This window comes from Streptomyces sp. NPDC060205, from assembly GCF_042728395.1.
Lineage (GTDB): Bacteria > Actinomycetota > Actinomycetes > Streptomycetales > Streptomycetaceae > Streptomyces.
Genome location: NZ_JBHWZP010000053.1, coordinates 20,435 through 38,780, shown reverse-complemented (window position 1 = coordinate 38,780; position 18,346 = coordinate 20,435). Strand labels below are relative to the sequence as shown.

The window sequence follows — 18,346 nt, the reverse complement described above, 5'->3', positions numbered from 1 at the left end:
CCTAGGAGGGGCTGCGCCCCATCAGGGGCGCGGGGAACTGCGCGGCCCGCCCCCACCGGGCCCGCAGGCAGTCGACAGCCCCGCCCCCCAGCCGTGGCTACTTCACGTCGAGGAGCTGTTCGATCGGGTCTATCGCGAAATAGATCAGGAACAGCGCCGACGTGCCCCACAGCAGCCAGTGCACCTCCTTCGCCCGCCCCAGCACCGTCTTGATGAGGACGTAGGACACGAACCCCGCCCCGATCCCGTTCGTGATCGAGTACGTGAACGGCATCACCGCGATCGTCAGGAACGCCGGGATCGCGATCTCGTACCTGTCCCAGTCGATGTGCTTGACCTGCGTCATCATCAGGAACCCGACCGCGACGAGCGCCGGCGCCGCCGCCTGCATCGGCACGATGGTCAGCAGCGGTGTCAGGAAGAGCGCACAGGCGAACAGTCCGCCCGTGACAAGGTTCGCGAACCCCGTACGGGCCCCCTCGCCGACCCCCGCCGCCGACTCGATGTACGACGTGGCGGAGGACGCGGACGCCGCGCCGCCCGCGACCGCGGCGGCGCCGTCGATGAGCAGCACGCGGCCGAGGTTCGGCACCTTGCCCTCCTCGTCCAGCAGCCCCGCCTCGGCGCTGATGCCGACGACCGTGCCCATGGTGTCGAAGAAGTCGGACAGGATCAGCGTGAAGACCAGCAGCACGACGGTGATCACACTGACCTCGCCGAACGCGCCGAACAGGCTGAAGTCGCCGAGCAGTCCGAAGTCGGGCGAGGCCACCACGTCGTCGGGCACCTGGGGCGTGGTCAGGCCCCAGCTCTTGACGTCCGCGATCTCGTTGACGACGATCGCGACGGCCGTCATGGTCACGATGCTGATCAGGATGGCGCCCTTGACCTTGCGGGCGAGCAGCCCGATCGTCAGCAGCACCCCCAGGCAGAACACCAGGATCGGCCAGCCGGTCAGCGCGCCCGTGGCCCCCAGCTGCACCGGCACGGTGGTGTTGGCGGCGTCCGGTATCCGGCTGACGAACCCGGCGTCGACGAAGCCGATGAACGCGATGAAGAGCCCGATGCCGACACTGATCGCCTGCTTGAGCGGTTGCGGGATCGCGTACATGACGGCCTCGCGCAGGCCCGTAACCACCAGGACGCAGATCAGCAGGCCTTCGAGGACGATGAGGCCCATCGCGTCGTCCCAGCTCATCAGCGGGGCGATCTGGAAGGCGACGACGGCGTTGAGGCCGAGGCCCGCGGCGAGCGCGAGCGGCAGGTTGCCGCCGACGCCCATCACGATCGTCATCACCGCGGCCACCAGGGCGGTGGCGGTTACCAGTTGGACGCTGTCGAGCTGCTCGCCGAACTTGTCCTTCGCGCTGCTGAGGATGATGGGATTCAGGACAAGGATGTAGGCCATCGTGAAGAACGTGGCGAAACCGCCGCGCACTTCCCGGCCGACGGTGGAGCCCCGGGCGGAGATCTTGAAGAACCGGTCGACGCTGTTGGCCTGGGGCGGTCCGGCGCCTGGCCGGTCCTCCACCTGCTGCGTTTCGGACATGGCGGATGCTCCTCGTTACCTGCGTGCCTGGTGAGCGGATGCTGGCTGGATTGTTCCCGCGTTGAACCAGTTTCAGGTTTTCATCGTGTTACAGAATGAACCGACAGGGAGAGGTCGCCCGTGGGCACTGTCGTCGACGACGCCGCCTCCGTGGAGTTCCACGACTTCTTCGAGCGGCACTACTCCGAACTGGCCCGGCTGGCGCATCTGTTGACCGGTGAGTCGGACGCCGCCGACGACCTCGCGGCGGACGCGCTGCTCGCGCTGTGGCACCGCTGGGACCGTGTGCGCGCCGCGGACCACCCGGTGGCGTACGCGCGCGGTGTGGTCGCCAACATGGCGCGCAGCCGGATCCGCAGCGCGGTGCGCGAACGCAGACGGGTCACCCTGTTCTGGTCGCAGCGCGAGGACCGGACCGAGAATCCCGACGTGCCCGGCATGGTGGACGTCCAGGAGGCGCTGCGCAGACTGCCGTTCCGCAAGCGGGCGTGTGTGGTCCTGCGCCACTCCTTCGACCTCTCGGAGAAGGACACCGCGCTCGCCCTCGGTGTCTCGGTGGGTACGGTGAAGAGCCAGACCTCGAAGGGGATGGCGGAGCTGCAGCGGCTGCTGGGCTCGCGGGACGCTCCGCGGCGCATGCACGCGGCGGCGCTGCGTGCCGGTGGCACCGGGGGGAGCGGCCGATGAAGGATGTGCACGACGAACTGCGTTCCAGGCTGCGGGACTCGGCCGACTCCTACGAGCCCGACCGCGCCCGCATCCTGGCCCGTGTCGAACGCGGTATGGCCGGCGAGCGGGGCGCGCCGGGTCCCGCCGCACGGCCGACCGCGCTCGGCTGGTTCCGGGTCGTCGGTGCCACGGCCGCGGTCGCGGGCGTGCTCGCGGCCGGCGGCTACGCCGTGGCGTCGGCGCTGAAGGCCGAGGCGCCGAACGACCGGACGGTGGCGGTCAGCCCCAGCCCGGCTCCCTCGCCGGAGCGGTCGAGCCCTGCGGCCTCTCCCGCTCCCACCCCCACCGCCGGGGCCGGTGCCGATGCCGGTGTCGAGGACGGCCCGTTGTGGTCGGACGGCTCGGTCGACCCGCACAGCAACGCGTTCTGGGCGCAGAGCAATGTGACGGTGAAGACCGGGAAGCAACTCACCGCGTTGAACGTCGTGTTGAAGGTCAGACAGACCGGCGGAGTCACCTCTGCGGGTTCCTGGCGGTCCGCCCCCGAGAGCGACTTCACGGTGTCCGTCGCCGAGAAGGACGGCTTCCTCACCTACACCTGGACGCTCAGGCCGGGCCGTACGGTGTGGCCGGGCGAGTGGGTGTTCGCCGGCCAGTACGACCACGACCGCGGTGGCCGCGACGCCGGCGACGACACGTATACGGCCGACGCCCGGGCCGACGGCGAAGACCTCGCGGTGGAGGGCGACTTCGCGCGGAACTGAAGGCCGAGCGGAACCGAGGGCCGAGCGGAACCGAAGGTCGAAAAGAATCGCGGCGCGCGGCAACCCATGCCGTCCGGGTGGCGACCAGGAGACGCAAGATCTCTCCCCACCCGAAGGAACGGGACATGACCTCACGCGTGGAACCCCGTGCACGTCACCGCCGCAGGACCGACCGCAAGCGCGCCCTCATCGGTGGCGTGTCCGCGCTCACCCTGACGGGAGCCGCGATGCTCACCAGCACGATGATGTCGACGGCGAGCGCCGCCACCACCTGGCCGACCGCCACCGGCAGCGAGGCCGTCTCGTCGACGATCGCCGTCTCGGGCACCCGGGACGGCGGCTACAAGCGCTACTACGGCAGCGGTGACCTCGCCGGTGACGGCCAGGAGGAGGGCCAGGACCCGATCTTCCAGCTCGCCGACGGAGCGACGCTGAAGAACGTCATCATCGGCGCGCCCGGCGCCGACGGCGTGCACTGCCAGGGCAGTTGCACCCTGCAGAACGTGTGGTGGGAGGACGTCGGCGAGGACGCCGCGACCTTCAAGGGCGGCAACTCCGCCGTCTACACCGTGTACGGCGGCGGGGCGAAGAAGGCCGCGGACAAGGTGTTCCAGCACAACGGCGGCGGCAAGCTCGTCGTCTCCAAGTTCGCGGTCCAGGACTTCAAGACGCTGTACCGCTCCTGCGGCAACTGCTCGACGCAGTACAAGCGCATTTCGATCTTCAACACCGTCGAGGTGACCGCGCCGGGTTCGCGGCTGGTCGGCATCAACACCAACTACGGCGACACCGCGGCCCTGCGGAACATCACAATCGTCGGCGACAGCAGCAAGAAGATCGTGCCGTGCCAGAAGTACATCGGCAACAACACGGGCGCCGAGCCGACGACGAACGGTTCGGGCCCGGACGGAACCTCTTGCGACTACACGGCATCTGACATCACGTACCAGTGAACACAGGGTCGTTGACCACCAGGTCGTCGGACCCCACAGAACTGCTGGCCTGAGCCCCCCTCGGCCAGTCAGAGCGACGCCCCTCGCCGGTGACGACCGCGAGGGGCGTTCGCACGTCCGACGGCCTCAGTCCATCGTCGCGCCGATCGTCGTGCTGCCCGTGGTCAGGAACGTGGTCACGGGCAGCGCGCCGTTCGACTGGCGGCCGTTGTACGTCGTCGAGGCGTCCGTGGAGCGGAACGAGGGCGTCGAGATGCCGGAGTCCCAGTTGTTGCCGGCCGAGACCACCGAACTGCCCTTGCTGACCGACGAACCGTTGCTCACGGCAAGGTTCTTGCCGAGCCGGGCCGCGCCGGTGGCGAAGTAGTACCCGTACTTGACGTTGGCGTAGGCGGTGGTGCGGTTGATGACGATGGCACCGGTGTTGCTGTTCTCGGTGAAGCCGCTGCCCGCGTTGTCCCAGGCCGCCGAGTTGTTGACGACATGCGCCACCACCTCGCCGTCGCCGCCGAGTTTGTAGCCGTTGCCGTCGCCCGCGAACGCCGAGTCCGACCAGCGGTTCTTGCCGTTGCCCATGGCCCAGGTGTGCTCGACGGTGACCGGGGACGAGAACGACCAGAAGTCCAGGCCGTCATCCGAGTTGTTGTAGAGGCGGGCGCCGGTGATCAGATTGCCGCTGCCGGAGCCGAACTTCACGGCGATGCCGTCCGCGTTCTCGCCGTGCGTCGCGGCGTCGTAGTGACCGTACGAGTCGATGTTGCGGACGGTGTTGTTGGTGGTGCTGTCCCCGGTGAGCGTGAAGCCGGAGTCGCCGCCGTTGATCGTCTTGATGTTCTCCCAGACGGTCGAGGCGCACGACTGGCAGACGACCGCGCTGTCCGGGGAGTTCTGGAACGTGATGCCCGAGACGGTCCAGTAGTCGGCGGTGAGCTTGAAGATCCAGTCCCCGTCCGGGAGGTTCGAGCCGTCGATCTTCACGGTCTCGGAGCCGTAGGGCTGCAGGTGGATACGGCTGGAGGAGCTGCCGTTGGCGGTCGACTGGAGGGTGGCCGTCGGGTAGTAGGTGCCCGCGCGCACCTGGATGACCGTCCCGGCGGTGGCGTTCTTGATGGCGTTGGTCAGGTCGGTGGTGGTGCTGACGACCACGGTGGCGGCCTGCGCCTGGGTGGGGACCGCGGCGAGTCCGGCACCGAGGGCGAGGACTGCGCCCAAGGAGAGAGCGGTACGACGGGACATGGTGGGGGGACCTTTCGTCGTGAGGCGGGTGACGTGGGTGATCCGGGCGGGGTGGGGGGTGGGACGCCGTCACAGGACGGCGTCGAGCCAGCCGAAGACCTCGTCCTGCTGGGGCACGGTGAACACATGGCCCAGCTCGGGCCAGACCTTGGTGTGCAGGTGCTCCCCGGCACGGCGTGAGCGCCAGACGGCGTGCAGCTTCTCGTGGGCGACCCGGACGCCCTGTGCGGGGAACAGGGTGTCCAGGGCGCCGTGGAAGAAGAGCGACGGCTTGGGCGCGGCGATGCTCGCCACATCGGGGAAGTCGAGATGCCGGGCGAGCCCGGGGTGGAGCATGCAGTACGAGGACTGGCCGCGCAGGATGTTGTTGCCGGGCACCATGACCTCCTTCAGTCCGGTCATCCAGCACACGCTCGCCGCGGCGGCGATGTCGTCGCTGAGGGCGGCCGTCTGCCAGGCGCGGAAGGCGCCCATGGAGAAGCCGACGGCCGCGATCCGGCGCCGGTCCACCCGGTCGAGACCGGCCAGGAAACCGGCGGCCCGTACGTCCTCGCGGGCCATCAGCCCGGCGAGCGAGGACCCCAGATTGAAGAAGTTGCTCGCCAGTGCCTGCTGCTGCTCGTACGTCACCGGGCCGCGGTCGCCCCAGCCGAGCGCGTCCAGGGCGAGGACCACGTAGCCGCGCCGGGCCAGTTCGTCGCCGACGAACCGGCCGCCGAAGCAGCGGTCCGCCCAGGCCTGCGCGGAGGCCAGCCGTGTGTCGTCGTTCCAGGGCCGGACCAGCTTCTCCTTCCCGATGTCGAACTTGGCGCCGTGGTCGTGGAGCAGGAGGACGGCGGGGAAGGGCCCTGTGCCGTGCGGGGTGAGCAGGGAGCCGCGGACGCGCTCGTACCGGGTGAGGGAGAGGGTCACCGACTCCCGTGTGTACGCGTCGGCCTCGGCCCGATCGCCCCGATCGCCCCGATCGCCCACGTCGAACACGGGCTCGTACGGGGTGTGGTCCCGCTCGACGAGCAGGTGCTCCTCGACCTTCGCGCGGGCGGCGCGCCGCCAGGCCCGGAAGTCCCGGACCGGGGAGGTGCCCCAGGCGAGCGGGAAGCGCAGCTCGTCCTTGAGGAGGGGGTGGAAGTCGGGGAGGTTGCCCTCGACGATGCCCGTCACCTGCGCCGCGGGGGCGGCGACCGGTGTCGTAGGGGCGGTGGCCTGTGTCGCGAGGGCGGGTGCCTGTGCGGCATGGGCCGTGGGCGCTCCGGCTCCCGTCGCGCCCAGCAGTGCCGCCGCCCCGGCACCCGCCACGAACGACCGCCGGCCCAGGGGTGGAGGGTCCTGGGGCGACCGGCCCGGGGGTGCGGGTTCAGTACCGCTGTTCATACGGCCTCCAGTCCCCGAGATATGTCTTGCGGGTGTGTTCCGCGGCTTCGGCGGCCGTGAGCTGCGGCCGGTTCTCCGGCACCGAAACGGCCGCTCCGGGGCCGGAGTTGGCGTACTCCCGGAACCGCATGGTCTGCCAGGGGTAGGCCTCGCGCATGTCGATGTAGGGCGCCGCCGCGTCGATGCCCGGCCCGAGCCAGGTGTCCCGCACGACGAGCGACGGCCAGGCGGTCGTCTCGTAGGACGGCACCCACGGCCGGGCGATCTTGTACGCGCCGTCCTCGGCACCGGAGGTGACACGGCACCGCACGGCGAGGAAGCCGTACGGGTTCGCGCGGGCCGTGGCGGGGGCGAACACCATGCCCTCCGGCCTGAAGCTCACGTCCCGGTCGAGCGTGTGGAGGCGGCAGCCCTCGAAGACCACCCGCCCGCGTCCGAAGACGAAGTCCACGTCCCCTTCGACGTAGCAGTCCCGGTAGTACTGCCGGTCGAAGGAGTCCAGTGCGGTGGTGTCCGCGAACAGGGTGTCCTGGTGGGCGAGGAACCGGACCAGCTCGAAGCGCGACCGGTCCCCCGTGACGTACGCGGCCACCGCCTGGGTCCCCGTGATCTCCGGGTGGTCGGCGCGCAGCCAGTCGTTGGCGATCGTCAGCCCCCGCACGGTCAGTCCGGGCGCCGCCGAGGTGAAGGTGGCGGAGCCCGCGGTGCCGTAGGTGCCGGAGCCGTCCGGTTTCTGCGTCCCGTTGGCGTTGTCGTACACGATGACCGTGTCCCGGGGGTCGCGGGAGGCCCCGAGAAGCGTCAAGTCCCTTACGGCTGACGGGATGCGGATGACCTCGCGGTAGAACCCCGGATGCACGACAACCGTCGGGCCGGGGCCGTCGGCAGTGTCGCCGGCCGTGTCCGCAAGCGTGTCGACGGCCGCCTGGACGGAGTCGCCGGGACGGACGTGCACGACCCGGCGGCGCGCATCCGAGGCGGCAGCGGCCGGGGAGATACCGGCGCCCACGAGGGCACCGACAGCACCCGCCGCCCCCGTGATCAGGGTCCGCCGCCGCATCTCAGCACTCCTCCCGGGACCAGGGGGCCCAGTCGCCGAGGTAGGTCCGCCGGGTGTGCGAGGCGGCTTCGGCGCGGGTGAGCTGGAGCCGGTTCGCGGGGACGGTGATCTCGGCGCCCGGACCGCTGTTGCGGTACTCGGCGAACCGCTGGCTCTGCCACGGATAGCCGGCCGACATGTTCGTGTACGGCTCCACCGCGTCGATCCCGGCGCCGAGGCGGGTCTCGCGCACGGTCAGCATGGGCCGCGCGGTGGGGTCGGACCCGGGCACCCAGGGCCGGGCCAGCTTGTAGTAGGCGTCCGGCGCTTCGCTCGTCACCCGGCTGTCCGTCACCAGATAGCCGCGCGGGTTGGCGACCGCGGTCGAGGGCGCGAACACGAAGCCGTACGGGGCTCCGGTGAGGTCCGTGCGCGCCAGCGTGCGGAAGTGACAGTGCTCGAACACGGCGGTGGCCCGCCCGAACACGAAGTCCACGTCCCCCTCGACGTAACAGTGCGCGAAGTACTGCCGGGCGAAGGCGGTGAGCGCGAGGGAGTCGGCGTACAGGGTGTCCTGGTGGCCGAGGAACCGGCAGCGGAGGAACGCCGAGCGGTCGCCCTGCACCTTGAGGGCGACGGCCTGGGTGCCGGTGATCTCCGGATGGTCGGCGCGCAGCCAGTCGTTGGCGAAGGTGATGTCGCGGGCGGTGAACCCGTCGGCCTGCACGGTCGTGGTGGCCGAGCCGGTCGTGCCGTAGGGGCCGGAGCCGTCCGGCTTCTGCGTCCCGTTGGCGTTGTCGTAGACGATCACGACGTCCCGCGCGTCCCCGGAGGCCCCGAGCCAGGTCAGCTCCGTACGGGCGGAGCTGACGGCGACCGTCTCGCGGTACGTTCCCGGCGCGACGACCAGCGTGTATCCGGTTCCGCTCGCGGCGTTCACCGCGGCCTGGACCGTGGTGTGGTCGCCCAGGCCGCCTGGGTGGACGTACAGGGTCCGCTCGTCGAGCCGGGCCGACGGCGAACCGTACCGTCCGAAGGGGGACCGGCCGCGCGCGTGGGCGGTCCCGCCGACGCCCAGTGCGAGGGCGGCCCCGACGCTCGCGACGACGAAGGACCGTCTGCTGCCGGCTGTCCGCGGAGCCATGGTCAGCAGACCTTTCCGGCGCCCGCGCGGCCGTCGACGATGCCGGGCACGGCACGCGGCGAGTCGACCCTGGTCCGCAGGGTGGGCGTCCAGCCGGCGCCGGACTGGAGGGTCTCGGCGGGAATCTCGGCGTTGTGGACGGCGATGAGGTCGGTCTTCCGGCCGTTGACGTAGTTGTTCTCGGCGGTCAGCGGCGCCTCGCTCCACTTCTTCAGGGTCTTGGCGGCGCTGACCCCGGCGGGCAGCGAGAACGCGTTGTCGGAGGCGTACAGCTGCGAGGAGATCCCGACGCCGAAGGTGTAGCCGTACGGCTGCCCCTCGCGCACCACGAAGTGGTTGTTGTACGAGTCGACCTGCCCGAAGCGGACCCGCGGGGCCCGCTCGACGACGCCCTCGAACCTGTTGTGGTGGAGGGTGACCTTGAGCTTGCCGGCGTCGGTCGCCCCGGCGCTGTCGCTGTTGCCGATGAGCATGGTCTTGTCGTGGTCCTCGACCGAGTTCCAGGACACCGTCACGTAGTTGGCGCCGCGCACGATGTCGAGCAGGCCGTCGTGCTGCTGGTAGGTCTGGCCGAAGTACGTGGGCAGGGTGCTGTCCGGGTAACGGCCGTCGGTCAAAGTGTTGTTGCCGACCCAGACATGGGTGGAGCCGTACACGACGACCGCGTCGTACTCGGAGTTCCAGGCGCCGGTGGCCGTGTCGGTCGGGTCCCACTGCGGGAAGCAGTCCAGCGGGGCCTCGATGGTGAGGTTGCGCAGGATGACGTTGTCGACGCCCTTGATCTGCAGGCTGCCGCCTCTGATGCCGGCGCCCTTGCCGACGCCGACGATGGTGGTGTTGGCGGGGACGTTCACCTTGATGGCGGCGTCCTGACCGGCGGCCGAGGCGGCCCGCAGGCCCTCGGGGCTGTCGGCGGGCTCCCCGGACAGGTCGGTGTCCAGGCCCCAGTTCTCGGGCGAGTACTTCTGCAGATAGGCGTCGAAGTCGTATCCCGGGGCCGCGAAGGAGGCACACCCCTCGGCGACCGGGTCGATGACGCCCTTGACCTTGACGATCTTCGGCGCGTCGCCACCGGCCTGCAGCGCGGCCTTGAACGCGTCCCAGGTGGTGACGGTGTAGACGTGCGCGGCGTCGGCGGCCGACCCGCCGGTGGTCCCGGCCCCCTCGGCCCCCCACCCGTCCCCGACGGCAAGGGTCTCCCGCCCGAGATCACGGCCTTGGGCGGCCTGCCCGGCTTGGGCATGAGCAACGGTCGCGGTCGCACCGAGAGCGAGCGCGGTGCATCCGGCGAGGGTCGTTATGGCATGGCCATGCCATACGGAAGAACGCATAGCTACGGTTCCTTTCCAGCAGGGTTTGGGGCGACTTACTCAGGGGCGCGGGGAACGGCGCAGTCTTTTGTCTTTGTCTTCAGGGGCGCGGGGAACGGCGCAGTCTTTTGTCTTGAGCGGCCACGACGGACCGGCACGTAAAAACGAGCCAACCGCCGGCTCAGGCCGCCGCAGGCCAAGTGATCCACGATTCGGGAATCACCTCACCCAACCGCCGAACATCCCGCGGCAGAAGCACCCTTCGCCGCAACAACTCCCCCGCGACCAGCCGGGCCACGGCAATCGCCCCGGGCGGATTGAAATGCGTGTTGTCCTGCTCGACGTCGGTCCAGTTGAAGTACTTCTTCGTCTCCTCGACCCCCAACTCCTGCCAGAGGGCGATCGACAGCGCCTGAATGTCGAGCAGCGCCACCCCCTCCTCCGAGGCGAGGGCCCGCATGGCCGCCGGATAGTCGCCATGGGTCGCCACGGCATTCCCGTCGGCGTCGAACTTCCGCCGCTCCACGGACGTGGCGAGCACCGGCCGCACGCCCCGCGCCCGCGCCCCGTCGACGTACTGCCGGAGATAGTCCTGGTACGTCGTCCACGGCTCGGTGTACCGCGTGGGATCGGCGATTTTGGAGTCGTTGTGCCCGAACTGGACGAGCAGGAGATCGCCGGGCCGAACAGCGGCAAGAATGACGTCAAGCCGCCCTTCGTCGATAAAGCTCTTCGAACTCCGCCCGTTCACGGCATGGTTGGCGACGGCAATCCCTTCGCGGAGAAAGAACGGCAGCGCCATCCCCCACCCGGTCTCGGGCGCGGCGTCGGCGTACTTCTGGGCGGCGGTGGAGTCACCGGCGATGAAGACCGTGCGCCCACGGGCCCGCCCCTGCGAGGCGGCGACAGCGGGCCCGGTCCCACCAACGGCGAGCGGCACGGCGGCCAACGCAGCGCCGGCGACCTGTCTACGACTGAGACTCACGTCAATATGCCTTCCGTCTTGTGCCTCTAGGGCCGCGGGGAACGGCGAATCCTTTGCCTTTGCCTTCAGGGGCGCGGGGAACGGCGCAATCCTTTGCTTTCAGGGGCGCGGGGAACTGCGCAATCCTTTGCCTTTAGGGGCGCGGGGAACTGCGCGACCAGCCACGACGGCCCCGCAGTCACCCCACGACCCCAACCAGCAAGCACCCCCGGCCAGGGTCAACCCTTCTGCTCGTTCCACTCCGCCTGAGCCGTGTTCAACTGCTCGGCCAACGTGTCCAGGAACTCCTTCTCGCTCAGCGACCCGTTCAGCACCTTCTGGAAGGCCGGCTCATTGTCGGTCTTCGAGATGGTGTTCCAGTCGGGCAGGTAGTACGGCAGCTGAACGATGGTCGTGGAACCGTCGGTCAACGCCTCGGCCGCCAGCTTCGTCGGCTCCGCCTTCGAAACCCACGCGTCCTTCGCGGCGTCGTTGTTCGAAGGCACCTGCCCCGCGGACTCGTTGAACTTGGAGTTCTGCGCCTTCTCCGTGGCGAACTCGATGAACTTCCAGGCCGCGTCCTTGTTCTTGGAGGTCTTGAAGATGCCGAGACCGTCGACGGGGTTGGAGACCTGGACCCGCTTTCCGCCGGGCCCGATCGGCTGCGGAATACCGCGGAACTTCTCCGCGCCGAGCGCCTTCACATGGTCCTGGTAGGAGCCCAGGTTGTGGTTGAGCATGCCGATCGTGCCGGAGTCCCACTGCGCGACCATCTTGGTGAAGTCGTTGTTGAGGTCGGCGGCGGGCGTGACCTTCTTGAAGAGGCCCGTGTACTTCTCCAGGGCGGCCACGTTCTTCGGGTCGTTGACCGTGGTCTTCTCGTTGCCGGTGTCCCAGAACGAGGTGATGCCGGACTGTCCGTACATCGCGTCCAGCGCCTGGGCGATGGAACCGGCGCCGCCGCGGATGGTGTACCCGAAGGCGTTCTTGTCCTTGTCGGTGAGCTTGTCGGCGGAGTCGTAGAACTTGTCCCAGGTGGTCGGCGCGTCCAGGCCGGCCGACGTGAACAGGTCGGTGCGGTAGTAGAGCACGCCGTTGTTGGCGGAGGTCGGGACCGAGTACAGGGTGCTGTCGTCGGCGCCGCCGCCACCCGCGGCCTTCAGCGACTTGACCATGTCCTCGTTGAGCTTGCCGTTCAGGGAGGACTTGCCGAGGCGGTCGTCCAGCGGCTCCAGCGCGTTCTGCGCGGCGAAGCCCGCGAGCATGGCCGCGCCGACACCGCCGACGTCCGGCAGGCCCTTGGCCTGGATGGAGGTGTCGACCTTGGACTGGTACTCCGTGGCCGCGATCGGGACGTACTTGACGTCGATGTCCGGGTTCGCCTTCTCGAAGTCGGCGATGATCTCCTTCCAGATGTCGGTGCGGACACCGCCGTTGTTGTCCCAGAAGGTGATCTCGCCCTTGCCGCTGCCCTCGGCGCCCTTGCCGCCGGACGAACCGCTGCCGTCGTCACCGCAGGCGGTGGCGGTCAGCGCGAGGACCGCGCTCACGGCGACGGCTGCTGCGGAGCGGCGCGCTCCTCTGCTGCGAATTCCGCTGCTTCGAATGCTGCTCTTCATGATCGGCTCTCTTCTTCTGGATCCAACGAGGGTTGTGTCGCTGTGAAGTTGTGTCCGAGCTTCTGCTGCGGCCCGGAGAACCTGGACACGAGCGCGGGTACGGCCGCCGCGGGGTCGAGCCGGTAGGCGTAGAAGTCCCGCGGCTCGAATGCCGCGCCCCATGCGTCGTGACGGCCGGTGGTGTGCTTCAGGATCGATCCGCGCTGCACCAACTCGGCGGTGGCGTCGGCCTGGTAGGGGTGCTGGACGCCGTCGTAGTAGCTGTTCTCGATGACCATCCTCGTGGCGCCGCGGGACCAGTTGCCGTACGTCCACACCGGGTCGCCGGGGTCCGCCTGCGCGGTCATGTAGTTGTTGTAGAGGTGCGCGTAGGCGCAGTTGTCCGCGGACGGGTTGCGCTGCTTCGTGCCGCGGAACCAGTTGTGGTCGATGGTGATCTGCGTCTTCACGTTCGGCGTCCAGCCGATGCCGAAGGTCTTGTTGTTGTCCTCGAAGCGGTTGGCGGAGACGGTGACGTACTCGCTGTCCTTGCGGATGTCGAGCTGACCGTCGCAGATCCGCGAGAAGCGGTTGTGGTCGATCCAGACGTGGTGGGCGGTGTCCATCTGGATGCCGTCGAAGTCGGTGTCCTTGCAGTCCCAGTCGCCCTCGACGTACGAGTCGCGGATCGTCAGGTTGCGGATGATCACGTTGTGGGTGCCGGGGGCCAGGTGCAGTTCGCCCTGGACGAGTTCCCCGGCCGTGCCGGCGCCGATGATCGTCTTGTCCGAGGCCACGGCGATGTTCGCGCCGAAGGGTTCCGCCGTGATGGTCCCGGCCACCCGGATGACGTACGGCTCCTCGGCCGCCGCGTAGCGCTCCAGGCCGGCCTGGGTGGTCACGGTGACGACCTGGCCGCCGGCGCCTCCCGTCGTCCCGCCTTCGAGCGAGGCGAAGCCGTGCGCGGTGTCGGCGGCCCAGGCTGGGTACCTGTCGGAGGCCGCCTCGGCCGGGGCCAGGGTCCCCAGCCCCAGCACGGCCACCAGCGCGGCGACCGTGACCAGGACCCGGCCCGCGCCGGGCCCCGGCCTGGGCCCCGGCCCCGGTCCCGACTCGGGCTCGGGCTCGGGCTCCGGCCCCGGTCTCGGCAAGCGCTTGCTCCGGAAGTGCGTCATTGCGGCTCCCTACAGGCTTACAACGGTGATGACGTGGTGCGGTCAAGCAGGTGACGCGGTGGGGCGATCGGTGCTCAGGCCGGTGACGCGGCCGGCCGTGCCACCGGTGGCGCTGCCGGCCGCGCCGCCAGGGCCGTCGCCGCTCTCGCGGGCGGTGACGCGGAACCGCGTGAACGTGGCCGCCCCGGCGTGTCCCCCGCCGGACGGCGCGACCCCGAACAGGCCGAGCAGGGCGCCGACCCAGCGCCAGGGGGTGGCGGCGAAGACCTGCCCCGAGGGCTCCCAGCCGCCGCCGAGGTCGTACGAGAAGCGGCAGCGCGCCCCCGCGCCCGCCTCGATCCGCAGCCGGACCCGTCCCCCGGGGGCCATCCGCGGATGCGCGGCGTCGCGCTCCCGCTCGGCCACCGGCTCGCCGAACCGGTGCACGAGGTGGACCGTCCCGTCGGCCCCCCGTTCGAGCCCGATCCAGCTGAACGCGTCGCCCAGCACGGTCAGTCCGGCCCGTGCGCCGGGCTCCTCGGCGTCGAGCCGCAGCTCGACCTCGACGGTGCACGGGGTGCCGGGCAGCCGCTGGGTGAGCACGTTCGCCAGTTTGCGCGGATCGTCCGCGTCCGCCGAGCGCACACAGCTCAGCCGCAGCCCGTCGCCGGAGTGCTGGGTCGCCCAGCCGTCCTGCGGATTGGCGGTCCACTGCCACTGCCGTCCGAACCGTCCGCCGGGGAAGTCGTCGTCGGTGGCGGGTGCGGAGAGCGGCTGCGGCGGCAGCTCGGGCTTGCGGTGCACGGCGACGGGGGTGCCCTCGTCGCCGATGACCGGCCAGCCGTCCCGGCCCCAGCGCATCGGCTGGAGGTGGACGACCCTCCCGTACGGGCCCTTCTGCTGGAAGTGCGCGAACCAGTGCTCGCCGGTGGGGGTGGTGACCCAGCCGCCCTGGTGGGGGCCGTTGACGTCGGTGTCGCCCTGTTCCAGGACGACCCTCTCCTCGTACGGGCCGAAGAAGCCGCGGGAGCGGAAGGCGCCCTGCCAGCCGGTCTCGACCCCGCCCGCGGGGGCGAAGATCCAGAACCAGCCGTCGTGCCGGTACAGCTTCGGCCCTTCGAGGGTGAACCAGCCGGGGATGCGGTCGCCGTCCACGATCAGCTTGCCCTCGTCGAGCAGGCCGGTGCCGTCGGGCCGCATCCGGTGTCCGGTGAGCCGGTTCTTGATGCCGGAGCGGGACCTGGCCCAGCCGTGCACGAGGTACGCCTCGCCGCTCTCCTCGTCCCACAGGGGGCACGCGTCGATGAGTCCCCTGCCCGCCTTGAGGAGGTGCGGGCGGGTCCAGGGGCCGCGTATCTCGGGCGCGTTGACCTGGAAGACACCGTGGTCGGGATCGCCCCAGAAGATCCAGAAGCGGTCGTCGTGATGCCGTAGGGCCGGGGCCCAGACCCCGCAGTCGTGCCGGGGCTTCCTGAACTCCCGGGCGGGCTCCAGGCGTTGGAGCGCGTGGCCGATCAGCGTCCAGTTGACCAGGTCGCGGGAGTGCAGCAGCGGCAGCCCCGGGGCCCGGCCGAAGCTGGAGGCGGTCAGGTAGTAGTCGTCGCCGACGCGCAGGAGGTCGGGGTCGGACCAGTCGGCGTTCAGGACCGGATTGCGGTACGTGCCGTCGCCGAGGTCGGCGGTGAAGGCGGGCTTGTCCTGGCCGGTCATGGGCTCACTGCCTTTCGGACGAGGGCCGCCGCCTCGGCCCGGTCGAGCCGGCCGTCGGCGACCACGGTGACGACCCGGCGTACGACGGTCTCGCCGGCCGGGACCGGCAGCCGCTCCTCGTGGGCCAGGGACGAGCCGACGCCCGGGTACTCGGTGCTGCGCACGAACCACGGGTCGCGGCGGGTGCGGTCGGTGGCCCCGGCGAACACCAGCGTCCAGCCGTCCCCCGCGAGCGCCACCCAGCCGGCGCGGGTGCCGTGCGCCGCGTCCTCGCCCTCGGTGTCCGCCGTGAACACGGCGGGCGGTTCGGCCTCCTTGCGGGCCCGCCAGAAGAAGCCACCGTAGGCCGCGCCGGGCCGGCCGTTGGTCGCCGGGCTGCCGATCGACAGGGGTGCGGAGGTGGTGTTGGTGAGCGAGAAGGTGAAGTCCAGCGCCCAGGCGGTGTCGGTGAGTTCGGTGGCGGCGACGGTACGCCGTTCCCGCAGCAGCTCCGCCCCGGCGGCGACCCAGCGCAGCTCCTCCACGAAGCCGTCCGGGTCACGCAGCTGGAACGCCGTGTGCCGCTGGGCGCCGTGGTTGTCCAGCTCGGTCGGTCCGTGGCCGCGTACGAAGGTGCGCCCGCCCCAGAAGTTGTGACCCTCGACGTCGGGAACGGCTACACCGACGCCGAGGTGATGGAGGTGGTCGGCGGGGCTGAGTTCGGTGACAGCCGTGCCGGCCAGGGTGGTGACGGGGTGGAGGTACGGACGCGGTGACAGCGTCGGCGCCAGTTCGGGCCGGGCGGTGTAGCGGCCGACCGGGCGGCCCGCGACGCGCAGGACCAGCGACTCGTTGGTCATCAGGTGCTCACCTCTTTCGGCAGTGCCCACGAGGCGCCCAGTTCGGAGTAGAGGGCGAGGGTGTCGGCGGCGGCGGCGACGAGTCCGTCGACCCCGGGCACGACCCGACGGTTCTCGTCGGCGTCGAGGTACCAGGCCTCGTCGGGCAGCGCGACCGGGTCCGGCGCCCGCCGGATCGCCTCGACGACCTTCATGAAGGCGCCCGTACCGTCGGGGGTGACCAGCAGATCGGCCCGGCCTTCGAGATGCTCGACCAGGTTCTCCAGCAGATCGGTCCTGCCGTACGTGAGCTCCTGCGGGCCGTGCCCCGAACGCTGCACGAGGACGCGGTCCTGCTTGTACCAGAAGGTGATGCGGCCGCTGCTGCCGTGCACGAGGACGTAGGGCTCGTCGGGGTGTTCGGCGCACAGGGTCGCGGCGACGGTGATCCGGCTGCCGCCCGTGGTGGTGACACGGACGCAGGAGGTGTCGTCCGACTCGATGTCGTTGGCGCGCAGCAGTTCGGTCTCGATACCGGCGATGTCCTCGGCGCGGGTGGCGCCTTCGAGGGCGAGGGCGGTGGCCACGGCGTGGGCGAGGGGGTTCGTCAGGACGCCGTCGACGACGTCGGCCCCGTCCAGCCTGCGGTGTCCCGCCCAGGGCGCGCGGCGGTAGTACTCCTGCGGGCGACCCCAGGCCCCGGCCCCGCCGATGCCGTCCACACGGCCGATCGTGCCCTTCGCGATCAGCTCGCGGATCGCGGGCACGGCGTGCGAGCCCATCGACTGGAAGCCGATCTGGCACACCACCCCGGCCGCCGCGACCCCGTCGGCCATGCGGCGGAACTCGGCGTACGACGGGGCGGGCGGCTTCTCCAGGAGCAGGTGCACGCCCCGGGCGGCGGCCGTCAGCGCCAGGTCGGTGTGGGTGGGGATCGGTGTGCAGATCACGGCGACGGCGGCGCCCGTGGAGTCGAGCAGGGACCCGAAGTCGGCCAACTGCTCGGGGAGTTCGCCGGCCGCGGAGAAGCCGGCCAGTTCCGCCGGGGTGAGCGGGGTCAGCTCGCAGATCCCGGCGAGCCGCACCAGGCCCTTGTCCTTCAGGCGGCGGATGTTCTCCAGATGCCACCGGCCGTGTCCGCGGGCGCCCGCGAGTACGACGGGAAGGGGTCCCCCGTGGCCGCTCATCCCTTCACCGCCCCGGCGCTGAAGCCCGTGATCAGCCACTTCTGGATGAAGGCGAAGACGATCACGACGGGTACGGCGGCGATGATCCCGCCGGCGGCGAGCGCGCCGAGGTCGACGCTGTCGGCGCTCATCAGGCTGTTGAGGCCGACGGGGATCGTCTGCTTCTCCTGGTTGCTGAGGAACATCAGGGCGAACAGGAAGTGGTTCCAGGAGTGCACGAAGGCGAAGGAGCCGACCGCGATCAGTCCGGGCCGCAGCAGTGGCAGGACGACGACCCGGAAGCCGGTGAAGCGGTTGCAGCCGTCGACCCAGGCGGCCTCTTCGAGGGTGTAGGGCACGTTCCGGATGAAACCGCTGATCAGGATCATCGACAGCGGCAGCTGGAAGACGGTCTCGGCGATGATGACACTGCCCAGCGAGTTGATCATCTGCAGCTCGGCGAAGATCTGGAACAGCGGCACGAGGAGCAGCGCGCCCGGGACGAACTGCGAGCACAGCAGCGCCAGCATGAAGGCACGCTTGATCCTGAAGTCGAAGCGGGCCAGCGCGTAGCCGCCGGCCAGGGCGACGAGCGTCGTCATGAAGAGCGTGGCGAGACCGACGTACACGCTGTTCTCGAAGTACGTGCCGAAGCTGCGGTCGTTCCACACCTTGTCGAAGTGCTCGAACGTCATCGGCCAGGGCACGAGCGAGGTGGAGCCGGTCGGCCTGAGGGCGAAGAGCAGGATCCAGTAGAAGGGGACGAGCGTGAAGACGAGGTAGATGCCGAGCGGGAGGTAGATCTGCCAGCGCGGGGCCTCGTCCCAGGCGCGCCTGCCCTTGCGGGGGCGCTGCGGCGGTTCGTCGGCCACCGGCGCGGACCGCTCGGCCACGGTGATGG

16 protein-coding genes are annotated in these 18,346 nt (G+C 70.3%); 3 read left to right on the top strand and 13 right to left on the bottom strand.

The window, feature by feature from the left end:
• Positions 1 to 97: 97 nt before the first annotated feature.
• Positions 98 to 1,549, bottom strand: coding sequence for an NCS2 family permease (locus ACFWGJ_RS12695; RefSeq protein ID WP_387323098.1), 1,452 nt, complete (start codon positions 1,547 to 1,549; stop codon positions 98 to 100).
• A gap of 120 nt (positions 1,550 to 1,669) precedes the next feature.
• Here ACFWGJ_RS12695 and ACFWGJ_RS12690 point away from each other — a divergent pair, with 120 nt between their 5' ends.
• The 3 genes from ACFWGJ_RS12690 (at position 1,670) to ACFWGJ_RS12680 (ending at position 3,935) form a co-directional block, all read left to right on the top strand.
• On the top strand, positions 1,670 to 2,236 hold the full coding sequence (locus tag ACFWGJ_RS12690; RefSeq protein WP_387323096.1) for a SigE family RNA polymerase sigma factor: 567 nt from the start codon (positions 1,670 to 1,672) through the stop codon (positions 2,234 to 2,236).
• Positions 2,233 to 2,982, top strand: a complete 750-nt coding sequence (locus ACFWGJ_RS12685) for a hypothetical protein (RefSeq protein WP_387323094.1) — start codon at positions 2,233 to 2,235, stop codon at positions 2,980 to 2,982. The genes ACFWGJ_RS12690 and ACFWGJ_RS12685 overlap by 4 nt, the downstream gene beginning before the upstream one ends.
• Before the next feature lie 125 nt (positions 2,983 to 3,107).
• Entirely contained in the window at positions 3,108 to 3,935 is an 828-nt protein-coding gene (locus ACFWGJ_RS12680) for a pectate lyase (protein WP_387323092.1), read from the top strand.
• 126 nt (positions 3,936 to 4,061) lie between these two features.
• On the opposite strand, the gene ACFWGJ_RS12675 is transcribed toward ACFWGJ_RS12680, so the two are convergent.
• The 12 genes from ACFWGJ_RS12675 to ACFWGJ_RS12620 form a co-directional block, all read right to left on the bottom strand.
• Entirely contained in the window at positions 4,062 to 5,171 is a 1,110-nt protein-coding gene (locus ACFWGJ_RS12675) for a right-handed parallel beta-helix repeat-containing protein (protein ID WP_387323090.1), read from the bottom strand.
• 69 nt (positions 5,172 to 5,240) lie between these two features.
• Positions 5,241 to 6,542: a dienelactone hydrolase family protein gene (locus tag ACFWGJ_RS12670; protein WP_387323088.1), complete on the bottom strand. Its 1,302-nt coding sequence runs from the start codon at positions 6,540 to 6,542 to the stop codon at positions 5,241 to 5,243.
• Positions 6,526 to 7,602, bottom strand: coding sequence for a pectinesterase family protein (locus ACFWGJ_RS12665; protein WP_387323086.1), 1,077 nt, complete (start codon positions 7,600 to 7,602; stop codon positions 6,526 to 6,528). Before ACFWGJ_RS12665 ends, ACFWGJ_RS12670 begins: the two co-directional genes overlap by 17 nt.
• A 1-nt stretch (position 7,603) precedes the next feature.
• Positions 7,604 to 8,725 carry a pectinesterase family protein gene (locus tag ACFWGJ_RS12660; protein ID WP_387323084.1) on the bottom strand — a complete coding sequence of 374 codons (1,122 nt, stop codon included), beginning with the start codon at positions 8,723 to 8,725 and terminating at the stop codon, positions 7,604 to 7,606.
• Between the two features lie 2 nt (positions 8,726 to 8,727).
• Positions 8,728 to 10,056 (bottom strand): polysaccharide lyase family 1 protein, encoded by a 1,329-nt coding sequence (locus ACFWGJ_RS12655; protein ID WP_387323082.1) that lies wholly within the window; start codon positions 10,054 to 10,056, stop codon positions 8,728 to 8,730.
• Between the two features lie 160 nt (positions 10,057 to 10,216).
• The gene (locus tag ACFWGJ_RS12650; RefSeq protein ID WP_387323080.1) at positions 10,217 to 11,020 is read right to left on the bottom strand and encodes a rhamnogalacturonan acetylesterase; all 804 of its coding nucleotides are present in this window, start codon (positions 11,018 to 11,020) and stop codon (positions 10,217 to 10,219) included.
• A 218-nt stretch (positions 11,021 to 11,238) separates the two neighbouring features.
• Positions 11,239 to 12,618 carry an ABC transporter substrate-binding protein gene (locus ACFWGJ_RS12645; RefSeq protein WP_387323078.1) on the bottom strand — a complete coding sequence of 460 codons (1,380 nt, stop codon included), beginning with the start codon at positions 12,616 to 12,618 and terminating at the stop codon, positions 11,239 to 11,241.
• Positions 12,615 to 13,772 (bottom strand): polysaccharide lyase family 1 protein, encoded by a 1,158-nt coding sequence (locus tag ACFWGJ_RS12640; RefSeq protein ID WP_387323076.1) that lies wholly within the window; start codon positions 13,770 to 13,772, stop codon positions 12,615 to 12,617. Before ACFWGJ_RS12640 ends, ACFWGJ_RS12645 begins: the two co-directional genes overlap by 4 nt.
• Before the next feature lie 42 nt (positions 13,773 to 13,814).
• Positions 13,815 to 15,461 (bottom strand): family 43 glycosylhydrolase, encoded by a 1,647-nt coding sequence (locus ACFWGJ_RS12635; RefSeq protein ID WP_387323074.1) that lies wholly within the window; start codon positions 15,459 to 15,461, stop codon positions 13,815 to 13,817.
• Positions 15,458 to 16,300: a PmoA family protein gene (locus ACFWGJ_RS12630; RefSeq protein ID WP_387323072.1), complete on the bottom strand. Its 843-nt coding sequence runs from the start codon at positions 16,298 to 16,300 to the stop codon at positions 15,458 to 15,460. Before ACFWGJ_RS12630 ends, ACFWGJ_RS12635 begins: the two co-directional genes overlap by 4 nt.
• Positions 16,300 to 17,466 (bottom strand): Gfo/Idh/MocA family protein, encoded by a 1,167-nt coding sequence (locus tag ACFWGJ_RS12625; protein ID WP_387323070.1) that lies wholly within the window; start codon positions 17,464 to 17,466, stop codon positions 16,300 to 16,302. Before ACFWGJ_RS12625 ends, ACFWGJ_RS12630 begins: the two co-directional genes overlap by 1 nt.
• Positions 17,463 to 18,344 carry a carbohydrate ABC transporter permease gene (locus ACFWGJ_RS12620; RefSeq protein WP_383937701.1) on the bottom strand — a complete coding sequence of 294 codons (882 nt, stop codon included), beginning with the start codon at positions 18,342 to 18,344 and terminating at the stop codon, positions 17,463 to 17,465. The genes ACFWGJ_RS12625 and ACFWGJ_RS12620 overlap by 4 nt, the downstream gene beginning before the upstream one ends.
• Between the last annotated feature and the right edge of the window lie 2 nt (positions 18,345 to 18,346).

Excerpts from the sequence above, each read along its gene's own strand:
- ACFWGJ_RS12695 (WP_387323098.1), bottom strand. The coding sequence starts at position 1,549 with ATGTCCGAAACGCAGCAGGTGGAGGACCGGCCAGGCGCCGGACCGCCC.
- ACFWGJ_RS12685 (WP_387323094.1), top strand. The coding sequence starts at position 2,233 with ATGAAGGATGTGCACGACGAACTGCGTTCCAGGCTGCGGGACTCGGCC.
- ACFWGJ_RS12680 (WP_387323092.1), top strand. The coding sequence starts at position 3,108 with ATGACCTCACGCGTGGAACCCCGTGCACGTCACCGCCGCAGGACCGAC.
- ACFWGJ_RS12675 (WP_387323090.1), bottom strand. The coding sequence starts at position 5,171 with ATGTCCCGTCGTACCGCTCTCTCCTTGGGCGCAGTCCTCGCCCTCGGT.
- ACFWGJ_RS12670 (WP_387323088.1), bottom strand. The coding sequence starts at position 6,542 with ATGAACAGCGGTACTGAACCCGCACCCCCGGGCCGGTCGCCCCAGGAC.
- ACFWGJ_RS12665 (WP_387323086.1), bottom strand. The coding sequence starts at position 7,602 with ATGCGGCGGCGGACCCTGATCACGGGGGCGGCGGGTGCTGTCGGTGCC.
- ACFWGJ_RS12660 (WP_387323084.1), bottom strand. The coding sequence starts at position 8,725 with ATGGCTCCGCGGACAGCCGGCAGCAGACGGTCCTTCGTCGTCGCGAGC.
- ACFWGJ_RS12655 (WP_387323082.1), bottom strand. The coding sequence starts at position 10,056 with ATGCGTTCTTCCGTATGGCATGGCCATGCCATAACGACCCTCGCCGGA.
- ACFWGJ_RS12645 (WP_387323078.1), bottom strand. The coding sequence starts at position 12,618 with ATGAAGAGCAGCATTCGAAGCAGCGGAATTCGCAGCAGAGGAGCGCGC.
- ACFWGJ_RS12640 (WP_387323076.1), bottom strand. The coding sequence starts at position 13,772 with ATGACGCACTTCCGGAGCAAGCGCTTGCCGAGACCGGGGCCGGAGCCC.
- ACFWGJ_RS12635 (WP_387323074.1), bottom strand. The coding sequence starts at position 15,461 with ATGACCGGCCAGGACAAGCCCGCCTTCACCGCCGACCTCGGCGACGGC.
- ACFWGJ_RS12630 (WP_387323072.1), bottom strand. The coding sequence starts at position 16,300 with ATGACCAACGAGTCGCTGGTCCTGCGCGTCGCGGGCCGCCCGGTCGGC.
- ACFWGJ_RS12625 (WP_387323070.1), bottom strand. The coding sequence starts at position 17,466 with ATGAGCGGCCACGGGGGACCCCTTCCCGTCGTACTCGCGGGCGCCCGC.